At 62.0% G+C, this 11,916-nt stretch carries 11 protein-coding genes; all 11 read right to left on the reverse strand.

The window, feature by feature from the left end:
- Positions 1-2: 2 nt before the first annotated feature.
- Positions 3-953, reverse strand: a complete 951-nt coding sequence (locus R1W00_RS05285) for an MBL fold metallo-hydrolase (RefSeq protein WP_317262393.1) — start codon at positions 951-953, stop codon at positions 3-5.
- 79 nt (positions 954-1,032) lie between these two features.
- The gene (rpe, locus tag R1W00_RS05290; RefSeq protein ID WP_317261683.1) at positions 1,033-1,725 is read right to left on the reverse strand and encodes a ribulose-phosphate 3-epimerase; all 693 of its coding nucleotides are present in this window, start codon (positions 1,723-1,725) and stop codon (positions 1,033-1,035) included.
- Positions 1,726-1,727: 2 nt separating this feature from the next.
- Positions 1,728-2,669 (reverse strand): CbbX protein, encoded by a 942-nt coding sequence (gene cbbX / locus R1W00_RS05295; protein WP_317261684.1) that lies wholly within the window; start codon positions 2,667-2,669, stop codon positions 1,728-1,730.
- A gap of 69 nt (positions 2,670-2,738) precedes the next feature.
- A complete protein-coding gene (locus tag R1W00_RS05300) occupies positions 2,739-3,128 on the reverse strand; it encodes a ribulose bisphosphate carboxylase small subunit (RefSeq protein WP_317261685.1) in 390 nt (129 codons plus the stop codon).
- Between the two features lie 11 nt (positions 3,129-3,139).
- Positions 3,140-4,606: a form I ribulose bisphosphate carboxylase large subunit gene (locus R1W00_RS05305; RefSeq protein WP_317261686.1), complete on the reverse strand. Its 1,467-nt coding sequence runs from the start codon at positions 4,604-4,606 to the stop codon at positions 3,140-3,142.
- A 40-nt stretch (positions 4,607-4,646) separates the two neighbouring features.
- Positions 4,647-5,726, reverse strand: coding sequence for a class II fructose-bisphosphate aldolase (gene fba / locus R1W00_RS05310; protein WP_317261687.1), 1,080 nt, complete (start codon positions 5,724-5,726; stop codon positions 4,647-4,649).
- Positions 5,727-5,737: 11 nt separating this feature from the next.
- Positions 5,738-6,943 (reverse strand): phosphoglycerate kinase, encoded by a 1,206-nt coding sequence (locus tag R1W00_RS05315; protein ID WP_317261688.1) that lies wholly within the window; start codon positions 6,941-6,943, stop codon positions 5,738-5,740.
- Positions 6,940-7,944, reverse strand: a complete 1,005-nt coding sequence (gene gap / locus R1W00_RS05320; RefSeq protein WP_317261689.1) for a type I glyceraldehyde-3-phosphate dehydrogenase — start codon at positions 7,942-7,944, stop codon at positions 6,940-6,942. The genes R1W00_RS05315 and gap overlap by 4 nt, the downstream gene beginning before the upstream one ends.
- An 11-nt stretch (positions 7,945-7,955) precedes the next feature.
- Positions 7,956-9,947: a transketolase gene (gene tkt / locus R1W00_RS05325; protein ID WP_317261690.1), complete on the reverse strand. Its 1,992-nt coding sequence runs from the start codon at positions 9,945-9,947 to the stop codon at positions 7,956-7,958.
- 16 nt (positions 9,948-9,963) lie between these two features.
- Positions 9,964-10,836 carry a phosphoribulokinase gene (locus R1W00_RS05330; protein ID WP_317261691.1) on the reverse strand — a complete coding sequence of 291 codons (873 nt, stop codon included), beginning with the start codon at positions 10,834-10,836 and terminating at the stop codon, positions 9,964-9,966.
- A gap of 13 nt (positions 10,837-10,849) precedes the next feature.
- Positions 10,850-11,857: a class 1 fructose-bisphosphatase gene (locus R1W00_RS05335; RefSeq protein WP_317261692.1), complete on the reverse strand. Its 1,008-nt coding sequence runs from the start codon at positions 11,855-11,857 to the stop codon at positions 10,850-10,852.
- Positions 11,858-11,916 lie beyond the last annotated feature (59 nt).

Here is an 11,916-nt window from a genome sequence, read left to right on the forward strand (position 1 = left end):
GTTTACTCCCATTCCATTTCTTCAAACACCCTGCCTGCGTTTTTGGTGGCCAGTTCCTCGAACGTGTCCAGCCGCGCATAGGGGCTTTGATCTACGTAATAGGCGTCGGTCAACGTGCCGCCCGCCTCGATATGCGCGCCGATCTTGTCGCGCAGATAGACCAGATAATCGCGGGTGAACCGCCGGACCTGATCCATATTCGTCGGATGCCCGTGCCCCGGAATGACATAGGTCGCGCCAAGGGGTTCAAACGCGTTGTCCCATGTGTCGATCCAGTCGGACGTATCCGTGTCCGCAAACAGCGGCAGCATGCGTTCGTGAAACGCCATGTCCCCCGCAATCACCAAGCCCTGTTCCGGCAACCAGACCGAGATATCCCCGGCACTATGCGCCGGACCCAGATGCAGCACCTCAATCGCGACATCGCCAAAGGGCACGTCATAGCGGTCCTCAAACACCTCGGTCGGGCCTTGGGCGCGGCTGTCACCGGCATAGGGACCGGCGTAATTTTGCATCCCGCTCAGGATTTCGTATCCGTGCGCCTCAAATTCCTCGGCCGCCTCCACATGGGCCAAAACCGGCACGCCCTGATCCACCCAATAGCCATTGCCCAGCATCGCGTGCCCCTGACCATTTTCATTGATCACAAGGCGCACGGGTTGATCGGTCACCGCACGGATTTCATCGTGCAGCGCCGCGGCCAGCGCATTATTCGCCCCCGCATTCACCACAACGACCCCATCGCCGGTGATCACAAAGGACAGGTTGTTGTTATGGCCTGCGTTGGCCTCACCCGGCGGTGCGGTGGCCCCGATGGCCGAAAACACGTTCGGGATCACCTCAACCGGTTTCGAATAGAGGGCCGAGCCCGGGTATTGATCCGCGATATCCTCGCTGGCTAGTGCGGGCAGGGCGGCCAAAATCGCCGCCGCGCCCAGTGTCGTTGTCATCATAAAACGCATCATCATCACTCCTCCACGTGTTCTGTTTGCTAGATACATACAGAAAAATGAATATGATGCGCTATGAAATTCATCCCACGGCGTTTTCCGCTGCGGCACGAATGGCGCGGATGTTCTCGCCATAAGGCGCGGGGTTCTGGACCGAGCCGCCCTTGAATACGCCAGAACCGGCGACCAGAACATCGGCACCCGCCGCGGCCACCAACGGCGCGGTCTCGGGCGTCACACCGCCGTCGATCTCGATATGGATCGGACGATCACCGATCATCTCGCGCAGCTTGCGAACCTTTTCGACTTGGCTGTGGATGAACTTTTGCCCGCCAAAACCGGGGTTTACGGTCATCACACAGATCAGATCGACCATATCCAGCAGATAGTCCACGCTCTCAACCGGCGTACCGGGGTTCAACGCCAGACCCGCCTTGCACCCTGCGGCGCGGATCGCCTGCATGGTGCGGTGCGTATGCGGACCCGCCTCGACATGGGCGGTGATCACATCGGCACCCGCATCGGCATAGGCCTGAATATAGGGGTCCACCGGCGCGATCATCAAATGCACGTCCATCACGGTCTTGATGTGCTTGCGGATCGCCGCGCACAGGGGCGGGCCAAAGGTCAGGTTCGGCACGAAATGCCCGTCCATCACATCCACATGCACCCAATCACAGCCCTCGGCCTCAATGGCCTCGATCTCTTGGCCAAAGTTCGCAAAATCCGCAGACAGGATCGACGGCGCGATCTTGATGGAACGGTCAAAGCTCATGGTCAGTCTCCTTGCGGGGTGGGGCGGTCCACATCCAAACCCCCTTTGAATACGCGGCTGGCCCGAATGTCGCTGGCCTCAATCGTGCTCAGCGCAACCGCATCCAGCGGGCCTGAGGCACTGGTAAACAGCCGGTTCGCCTGACGCAAGCGCGCACGGTCCAACGCATTGCGCAAAGAACGGGCATTGGCAAAGTGCGGCTGCCCACGGCGCAGCGCGATATACTCGTCCAACGCCGCCTCGGCCTCTGCGCTCAGATGGTAATTCTGATCCGCCAACATCTGACGCGAGATCTCCAACAACTCGTCATCGCGATAATCGGGGAACTCGATGTGATGCGCGATCCGCGACCGGAAACCGGGGTTCGCGCTGAAAAACTTGTCCATACGGTCGGCATATCCGGCCATGATGACCACCAGATCGTCGCGGTTGTTCTCCATCACTTGCAATAGGATCTCGATCGCTTCCTGCCCGTAATCACGTTCGTTGTCAGGACGATACAGGTAATAGGCCTCGTCGATGAACAACACGCCGCCCATCGCCTTTTTCAAAACTTCCTTGGTCTTGGGGGCGGTGTGCCCGATGTACTGACCCACCAGATCATCGCGCGTCACACTGACCAGATGCCCCTTGCGCACATAGCCCAACCGATGCAGCAACCCCGCCATCTTAAGGGCAACCGTGGTCTTCCCCGTACCCGGATTGCCGCTAAAGCTCATGTGCAGCGTCGGCGTCTCTTGGCTCAGCCCCATCTGACGCCGCGCCCGATCCACCAACAACAACGCCGCCGTCTCGCGAATGCGCTCCTTGACCGGCTCAAGCCCGATCAACTCCCGGTCCAACTCGTCCAGAATCTCCGCAACGCCCGAACTCTGATACTCAGCCGCCAAATCCACCGTTGCCGGAACCGCCGCCGTCTCCATCACATCACCATCCGCGCCCATCGCCTGTCCTTTCATCTTGGCCGAAATACTCCGGGGGGACCGGGGGGCTGGCCCCCCGGCTCCGTTTTGTTACCGCGCGACGTCCCACGCGTATTTCTGGGCCCGATCCACGTAATCCACGCGGGTCATCTTCAGGCTCGGCTCGTCCTTGGGACGGTTCACGATGAAGGACATCTGCACCGATTCAATGCCACGCTCGTCCTCGAAGGCGTTGATGCGGATGTACTTGTCACCATGCACCTTGCGGCAATCGTCCAGTTCCATCATCGCGCCCTTGGCATCGCGCAGATCGAACATCGGATGGCCCCACATTTCCCAATAGGTGTTCCGGGGGTGGGGATCGTCGGTGTATTCGATCCCGATCGCCCATTCATTCTGCAGACAATATTCCACCTGCGCCGTGATCTGGGCGTCGTCCAGATCGGGCAGAAACGAAAAGCATCCCTGAGTGATACGCATCTTTGGTCTCCTTACATCGCAGGGGTTTCAAGCGGCACGAAGTCGGACGTGTCGGTCGAAGTGTAGTTGAAGGTGATGTTGCCCCATGTATCCAGCGCGGCCTCCAGCGGTTTGCACCATTTGGCGGCGGCACGCAGGATCTCGGGACCCTCGTTCTTGATGTCGCGACCCTCGTTTCGGGCCAGAACCATGGCCTCAAGCGCCACACGGTTCGCGGTCGCACCGGCCTGAATGCCCATCGGGTGACCGATGGTGCCGCCGCCGAACTGCAGAACCACATCGTCGCCGAACAGGTCCAGCAGCTGGTGCATCTGACCGGCGTGAATACCGCCCGACGCCACCGGCAGGACCTTGTTCAGATCGGCCCAGTCCTGTTCGAAATAAATGCCACGGGGCAGGTCGATCTCGTTATGGGTCTCACGGCAGACGTTGTAGTACCCCTGAACGGTCAACGGATCGCCTTCCAGCTTGCCCACAGCGGTGCCGCAGTGCAGGTGGTCCACACCGGCCAGACGCAGCCATTTCGCGATCACGCGGAAGCTGACGCCGTGGTTTTTCTGGCGGGTATAGGTGCCGTGACCTGCGCGGTGCATGTGCAGGATCATGTTGTTGTCGCGGCACCATTTGCTGATCGACTGGATCGCGGTCCAGCCGACGATCAGGTCGACCATGACGATGACGCTGCCCAGCTGTTTTGCGAACTCGGCGCGGGCGTACATCTCTTCCATGGTGGCGGCAGTGATGTTCAGGTAGTGGCCCTTGATCTCGCCGGTTTCGGCGCTGGCCTTGTTCACGGCCTCCATGCAGTAGAGGAACCGGTCACGCCAGTGCATAAAGGGCTGCGAGTTGATGTTCTCGTCGTCCTTCATAAAGTCCAGACCGCCCTTCAGGCCCTCATAGACCACACGGCCATAGTTCTTGCCCGACAGACCCAGTTTCGGCTTGGTCGTTGCGCCCAAGAGGGGCTTGCCGAACTTGTCCAGACGCTCGCGTTCCACGATCATGCCGGTGGGCGGACCTGCAAAGGTTTTCACATAGGCCACGGGGAAGCGCATGTCTTCCAGACGGGCGGCTTTGAGCGGCTTGAAACTAAAGACGTTGCCGATGATCGACGCGGTCAGGTTGGCGATCGAGCCCTCTTCGAACAGGATCAGGTCATAGGCCACATAGCAAAAGTACTGACCGGGGTTGTTGGGGACCGGTTCGACCTTATAGGCCTTGGCGCGGTAGCTGTCGCAGGCGGTCAGACGGTCGGTCCAGACCACGGTCCAAGTCGCGGTCGAGCTTTCACCGGCCACGGCAGCGGCCGCCTCGATCGGGTCCACGCCCTCTTGGGGGGTGATGCGGAACAGGGCCAGGACATCGGTGTCCTTGGGCTCATAATCCCCGTCCCAATAGCCCATCTGGGCGTATTTCAGAACGCCGGCTTTGTAGCGTTCTTTCCCTTTGATTTCCTTGGGATTGCTCAGGTCATTCATGCCGGTTCTCCTCCTATAGGTCGGCTTGCGCTGCGGGTGCTCAGGCAGCGGCTTTGGTATCGGTTTGCGGGTCCAGTGCGCCGCTGGCATAGCGGGCGGCCATGTCGTCCATGGCGATGACCTTGATCTTGCTGGCGTGACCGGCGGCGCCGAAGCGTTCGAAACGGTCGCGGCACAGATCCTCAAGCTCGCTCATCGCGGGGATCAGGAACTTGCGCGGGTCGAATTCGTCGGGTTTTTCCATCGCAATGCGGCGGAATTGACCGGTCATGGCCATGCGGCAATCGGTGTCGATGTTGACCTTGCGCACACCCATTTTGATGCCGCGCTCAATCTCGCCGACGGGCACGCCATAGGTCTGGGGCATGGCCCCGCCAAAGCTGTTGATCAGGTCTTGCAGGTACTGGGGCACGCTGCTGCTGCCATGCATGACGAGGTGCGTGTTGGGCAGCTTTTCGTTGATCGCGCGGATGGTCTCCATCGACAGGATGTCGCCATCGGGCTTGCGGCTGAACTTGTACGCGCCGTGGCTGGTGCCACAGGCGATGGCCAGCGCGTCGCATTTGGTGCGCAGGACGAAATCGACGGCCTGATCGGGATCTGTCAGCAACTGGTCATGGCTGAGCTTGCCCTCGGCGCCCGAACCGTCCTCGGCTGCGGCCTCACCGGTCTCTAGGCTGCCCAAGACGCCAAGCTCGCCCTCGACACTGGCACCCACAGCATGGGCGGCCTCGGTCACGCGGGCGGTGATGTCGACGTTGTAGTCATAGGACGCGGGCGTTTTCATGTCTGCCTCAAGCGAGCCGTCCATCATCACGCTGGTGAAGCCGTGGCGGATCGCCGACAGGCAGGTCGCCTCGTTATTGCCGTGGTCCTGATGCAGACAGACGGGAATATCGGGGTTCATCTCGGCCAAGGCCGTCACCATATGGCGCAGCATGATGTCGCCCGCATAAGAGCGCGCGCCGCGGCTGGCCTGCAGGATCACGGGCGCATTGGTCGCCTTGGCGGCGGCCATGATGGCCAGACCCTGTTCCATGTTGTTGATGTTGAACGCGGGCACGCCATAGCCGTGCTCGGCCGCGTGATCCAGCATTTGACGAAGGGTGATAAGCGCCATGGTTTCCTCCCTCAGGCGGCTTCTTGGGCGCGTTCCAGCGCCGCGATACCGGGGAGGACACGCCCCTCCAGCCATTCCAGAAATGCGCCACCGGCGGTGGACACATACGAGAAACTTTCGGTGGCACCGGCTGCGTTCAGGGCGGCCACGGTGTCCCCGCCGCCCGCAACGCTGGTGCACAGACCCGCGCGGGTCAGTTCGGCCGCCGTGCGCGCAAGACGCACCGTGCCGGTGTCAAAAGGCGGGATTTCGAACGCGCCCAGCGGGCCGTTCCACAGCACGGTTTTCGCGCCTGCGATCACGCCCTCAAACCCTGCGACGGATTTCGGACCTGCGTCCAAGATCATCGCGTCAGGCGGGCAGGCGTCCCACGGCACAACCTCATGCGCGGCACCGGCGGCAAATTCGCGCGCGATCACCACATCATCGGGCAGGTGGACCGCACAGCCGTGTTGTTTGGCCAGATCCAGAATGCGGTGCACCGTGTCGATCTGATCGGTCTCGCACAGGGATTTGCCCATCGCCGCGCCCTTGGCATAGAGGAACGTGTTGGCCATGCCGCCGCCGATGATCACGCCCTGCAGACGAGTCACCAGATGTTCCAGGACGGCGATCTTGGTCGACACTTTGGCCCCGCCGACAATGGCGACGGACGGGCGTTTGGGCGCATCCAGCGCAGCGCGCAGCGCCTCGAGTTCCTCAATCAACAAGGGGCCGGCGGCCGCAGGCATCAGGGTGGCAATCGCCGCCGTGGACGCATGGGCGCGGTGGGCACAGGAAAACGCGTCGTTCACATAGATATCGCCAAGCGCGGCCAGTTGGCGCGCAAGGGTCATATCGTTGCGTTCCTCGCCCGGCTCAAAGCGCAGGTTTTCGCACAACAGCACCTGACCGTCGCTCAACGCTCGCGCCGCATGTTCGGCGGTCGGACCGGCGGAGGTCTCGCAAAAGGCCACGTCGCGGCCCAAAGCCTGTGCCAAGGCATCGCGCACCTGGATCAGGGAAAAGGCGGGGTTCAATTCGCCCTTGGGACGGCCCAGATGGGACAGGATGACCAAACGCGCACCCCGTTCCAACAGCGGCAGCATACCGGCGGCAAAGCGGGTGATGCGGGTGGCGTCGCTGACCTTGCCGTCCTGCAAGGGGACGTTCAGATCGGCGCGCACCACAAGGGTTTTGCCCGCGACGTCCATGTCTGTGATGGCGGTGATGCTCATTGCAAAAAGCGCCCCATCGCCACGGCGGTGTCCGCCATCCGGTTCGAGAAACCCCATTCATTGTCGTACCACGCCATGACGCGCACAAAGGTGCCGTCCATGACCTTGGTCTGGTCACAGTGAAAGATCGACGAATGCGGATCGTGGTTGAAATCACAGCTGACGTTTTTCACGTCGGTATAGCCCAGCACTCCGCGCATCGAGCCATTGGCGGCGGCGCGCATGGCCTCGTTGATTTCCTCGGCGGTGGTGTCGCGGTTTGCCTCAAACGTCAGGTCAACCACGGACACGTTGGGGGTGGGGACGCGGATCGCGACGCCGTCCAGCTTGCCGTTCAACTCGGGCAGGACCAGACCCACGGCCTTGGCCGCGCCGGTCGAGGTGGGGATCATGCTGGCCGCTGCGGCGCGCGCGCGGTAGAGATCCGTGTGGTTGCGGTCGAGCGTGGGTTGGTCGCTGGTATAGCTGTGGATCGTGGTCATGAACCCGCGCTTGATCCCGACGGTGTCGTTCAACACCTTGGCCACCGGCGACAGGCAATTCGTGGTGCAGGATGCGTTCGACACGACCAGATCGTCACGGGTCAGGGCATCGTCATTCACACCGAACACGATGGTCTTGTCCGCATTGGTCGCGGGGGCCGAACACAACACGCGTTGCGTTCCGTTTTCGAAATGCAGGGCCGCGCGGTCGCGCGAGTTGAACGCGCCCGTACATTCGAGCGCCACGTCGATCCCGTCCCACGGCAGGCGGGTTGGATCGCGGTCCGAGGTAAAGGAAATCGGTCCGCGACCCACATCAAGAGTGTCGCCCTTAACCTTGATTTCATTCGGGAAACGTCCGTGAACACTATCGAACCGCAACAGGTGGGCGTTGGTTTCGACCGAGGCCGAGTCGTTGATCGCCACGACCTCGATGTCGTTTCGTCCGCTTTCAATCACGGCGCGCAGGACATTGCGTCCGATGCGTCCAAAGCCGTTGATCGCTACTTTGATGGTCATACTGGAGGTCCTTATGACAGATAGGCGCGGGCCGCGTTGATGACGGCCGCAGAGGTGATGCCAAAGTGCTGATAGAGCTGCGCCGCAGGGGCCGACGCCCCGAAACCGGTCATGCCGATGAACGTGTCATCACTGCGCAGCATCGCGTCCCAGCCTTGCCGGATCGCGGCCTCAACCCCGATACGCGGGGCGGTGCCCAGAACCTTGGCGCGATAGTCCGCGTCTTGATCCGCGAACAGTTCGAAACAGGGGGCCGAAACCACGGCCGCTTGGATGCCCTCGACCGCCAGATCCTCGGCGGCGTCGATGGCGATTTCGACCTCGGAGCCGGTGGCGATCAGGGTGATGTCGCGCGGTCCCTCGGCCTCGCGCAGGACATAGGCCCCGCGCGCGGTCATGTTGTCCTTGGGCGCACCCGCGTCGCGCAGCACCGGCAGGTTCTGGCGTGACAGGGCCAGGGTGCTGGGCCGTGCGGATTGGGTCATTGCGACCTCCCAGGCCTCGGCGGTCTCAACCGCGTCACAGGGGCGCATGACCAACATGTTGGGCATGGCGCGCAGGCTGGCCAGATGCTCGACCGGCTGGTGCGTCGGGCCGTCTTCGCCCAAACCGATGCTGTCATGCGTCATGACATAGGGCACCGGCACGCCCATCAGCGCGGACAGGCGCATCGCGGGGCGGCAATAGTCGCTGAACACCAGAAACGTGCCGCCATAGGGGCGCAAACCGCCGTGCAGGGCCATGCCGTTCATCGCCGCGCCCATGCCATGTTCGCGGATGCCGTAATGAATGTAGTTCGCGCCGTAATCCGTGGCCGACACGGGCGTCATGCTGCCCGCGCGGGTGTTGTTCGATCCCGTCAGGTCGGCCGAACCGCCGATCATGTCCGGCACGATTTCTGTCAGGACGTTCAGGGCCATTTCGCTGGCCTTGCGGGTGGCGACCTTGGGGCGCTGGGCGCAGAGGGTCGTCACATAATCAGCCACCGCCGTGCGCAGGGTCACCGGATCGACGGGCGCGTGGGCGGCGTCTAACTGGGCGCGCTTGGCGCTGGACTTCAGGCGTTGATCCCATGCGGTGCGCGCCTGATGGCCGCGTTCGGCCACATCGTGCCACGCCTGATAGACCTCGGCGGGGATTTCAAACGGTGCATGGGGCCAGTTCAGGGCGGCGCGGGCCGCCGCGATTTCATCGCCGCCCAAGGGGGCACCGTGAACGGACGAGGTGCCCTGTTTGTTGGGCGCGCCGTGACCGATATCGGTGCGGCACGCGATCAATGTGGGGCGGGGGTCCTGACGGGCGGTTTCAATCGCCGCGCCAACCGTGTCGTGATCATGCCCGTCCACGGACAGAACATGCCAACCGGCGGCGGCAAAGCGCGCGCCCTGATCGGTCGAGGTCGACAAATCGGTTGCCCCGTCGATGGTGATGCGGTTGTCGTCCCACAGAACGATCAGACGGCCAAGGCCAAGATGCCCTGCGAAATCAATGGCTTCGTGGCTGATCCCCTCCATCAGGCAACCATCGCCCGCGATCACATAGGTATAGTGATCGACCAGATCGTCGCCATAGCGCGCCTGCATCATCCGTTCCGCAAGCGCCATGCCGACGGCGGTGGAAATCCCTTGGCCAAGGGGACCGGTCGTGACCTCAATCCCGTCGGCATGGCCGTATTCGGGGTGACCGGCGGTGCGCGCGCCGAACTGGCGGAAATTGCGCAACTGATCCATGTCCATATCGCCGTAGCCCAGCATATGGTTGATCGCATAGACCAGCATGGATCCATGCCCCGCACTGAGGACAAAGCGGTCGCGGTCCGCCCATTTGGGCGCAGACGGGTCGACGTTGACAAAGCGGTTGAACAGAACCGCCGCCACATCCGCCATGCCCATCGGCATGCCCGGGTGGCCCGATTGGGCGGCCTCGACCGCGTCCATGGTCAGGGCGCGGATGGCGTTTGCCATCTGGATTTCAGTGGCCGTTCTGGTGGTCAGGTCTTTCATGACGGTCCCCTTTGGCTCAGGCGCGGCGCGCTTCGGACACCAGACGGTCGATCATCGGTGTCAGGATCAGTTGCATTGCCAGATCGGCCTTGCCGCCCGGAATGACGATGGAATTGGCGCGGCTCATCCAGCTGTCGTGGATCATCGAGGTCAGATAGCTAAAATCGATGCCGCGCGGGTTGGCGAACCGGATGACCACAAGGCTCTCGTCAGGGGTCGGGATCCAGCGCGCGACCAGCGGGTTCGACGTGTCCACCACCGGCACCCGTTGAAAGTTGATGTCGGTCTGGGTGAACTGCGGGCAGATGCAGTGCACATAGGCGTGCATCCGGCGCAGGATCGTGTCGGTAACGGCCTCGGTCGAATAGCCACGGCTGGCGCGGTCACGGTGGATTTTCTGGATCCATTCCAGGTTTATGACCGGCACGACCCCGATTTTCAGGTCCGCATGTTTGGCGATGTTGACCTCGTCATTCACCACCGCGCCGTGCAGGCCCTCATAGAACAACAGGTCACTGTCGTCGTCGAACGCGCTCCAGCCGGTGAAATGCCCCGGCGCGACGCCGTATTTGCGCGCCTCGTCATCGTCATGGACGTAATGGCGGGTTTTGCCCTGACCGGTTTCGCCATATTCGCGGAACACGCGTTCGAGTTCGCCCAGTTCGTTGGCCTCATAGCTAAAGTGGCTAAAGGTCTGGTCGCCCTCGGAATACCGGCGTTCAAGCTCGGCCTTCATGTCGGCGCGGTTATAGCGGTGAAAGGCATCGCCCTCGATCGACACGGCCTTGACGCCTTCGCGGCGAAAGATCTGGTCAAAGGTGTGTTTTACGGTCGACGTGCCCGCACCGGACGAGCCCGTCACCGAGATGATGGGGTGTTTCTTGCTCATTTTTTCGAATTCCTCAGGCGCGGAACAATCCGCGATTTCCAAACAGGGCCGAGACCTCATGCTCGGGTAGATCGTAATAGGCGGCGACGCGTGCGACCTTGTGGGTTGACCCGAAAATAAAGGGCGTGCGCGCATGCAGGGCAGGGGCGGTCTGGCCAAGGATCGGGTCGGACCCGTCCGTCGCGCCGCCACCGGCCTGTGTGATCACAAAGGCGATGGGCGCGCATTCATAGATCATGCGCAAACGCCCGTTTTCATAGCCGTCCCGCCCGTCGCCCGGATACAGGAACACGCCACCGCGGCTTAGGATACGGTGGGTTTCCGCGACCAGAGAAGCCACCCAGCGCATGTTGAAATTCTGCGCGCGCGGCCCCTCTGATCCGGCCAGACAGTCGTCGATATAGGCACGGACCGGTTTGTCCCAGTGGCGATAGTTCGACGCGTTGATCGCGAACTCGCGTGAGGTTTCCGGCACGCGCATCTCGGCGTCCGTGAGTGTCCATTCCCGCGTGTCAGGGTCCAAAAGGTACGCCTGAACGCCGTTGCCAAAGGTGACGATCATCATCGTCTGCGGGCCATAGATGATATAGCCGCCTGCGCGCTGTTCGTCGGTCGGGCGCAGCACGCTGGCCAGACCGGTGTCCTTGGCGTCGAAGATCGAAAAGATCGTGCCGATCGACACGTTGGCGTCGATGTTGGATGAGCCGTCCAGCGGATCAATGGCCAATGCAAACGCACCCTCAGGGTTCAGCTCGACCACGTCTTCCTGTTCTTCGGAGGCATAGAAACGCACCCCCGCAGGACCCAGTTTCGCGGCAAAGGCATCATCGGCCAGAACGTCCAGCGCCTTTTGTCCGTCGCCATCTGTGTTGGTGCCAACCTCATCGGCCAGCGACCCACCCAGCGGCCCCCGTTGAATAGTGCGAGACAGTTCCGCCCCCACAGCGGCAAGCGCCCCCATCACCGCCGACAAATCAGACGGGATATGCGGCGATCTGTCGATCGTGACGCAGCTTTTCATATTTTCCTCCCATGTGGCCCGAGGTGGGCTACGGGATTGAAACTGGCGAAAATTTAGGG

This window comes from Rhodovulum sp. FJ3 (assembly GCF_032918305.1).
Taxonomy (GTDB): domain Bacteria; phylum Pseudomonadota; class Alphaproteobacteria; order Rhodobacterales; family Rhodobacteraceae; genus SAT37.

Excerpts from the sequence above, each read along its gene's own strand:
- rpe (WP_317261683.1), bottom strand. The coding sequence starts at position 1,725 with ATGAGCTTTGACCGTTCCATCAAGATCGCGCCGTCGATCCTGTCTGCG.
- R1W00_RS05285 (WP_317262393.1), bottom strand. The coding sequence starts at position 953 with ATGATGACAACGACACTGGGCGCGGCGGCGATTTTGGCCGCCCTGCCC.
- R1W00_RS05305 (WP_317261686.1), bottom strand. The coding sequence starts at position 4,606 with ATGAATGACCTGAGCAATCCCAAGGAAATCAAAGGGAAAGAACGCTAC.
- tkt (WP_317261690.1), bottom strand. The coding sequence starts at position 9,947 with ATGAAAGACCTGACCACCAGAACGGCCACTGAAATCCAGATGGCAAAC.
- R1W00_RS05330 (WP_317261691.1), bottom strand. The coding sequence starts at position 10,836 with ATGAGCAAGAAACACCCCATCATCTCGGTGACGGGCTCGTCCGGTGCG.
- cbbX (WP_317261684.1), bottom strand. The coding sequence starts at position 2,669 with ATGGGCGCGGATGGTGATGTGATGGAGACGGCGGCGGTTCCGGCAACG.
- gap (WP_317261689.1), bottom strand. The coding sequence starts at position 7,944 with ATGACCATCAAAGTAGCGATCAACGGCTTTGGACGCATCGGACGCAAT.
- R1W00_RS05300 (WP_317261685.1), bottom strand. The coding sequence starts at position 3,128 with ATGCGTATCACTCAGGGATGCTTTTCGTTTCTGCCCGATCTGGACGAC.
- R1W00_RS05315 (WP_317261688.1), bottom strand. The coding sequence starts at position 6,943 with ATGAGCATCACCGCCATCACAGACATGGACGTCGCGGGCAAAACCCTT.
- fba (WP_317261687.1), bottom strand. The coding sequence starts at position 5,726 with ATGGCGCTTATCACCCTTCGTCAAATGCTGGATCACGCGGCCGAGCAC.
- R1W00_RS05335 (WP_317261692.1), bottom strand. The coding sequence starts at position 11,857 with ATGAAAAGCTGCGTCACGATCGACAGATCGCCGCATATCCCGTCTGAT.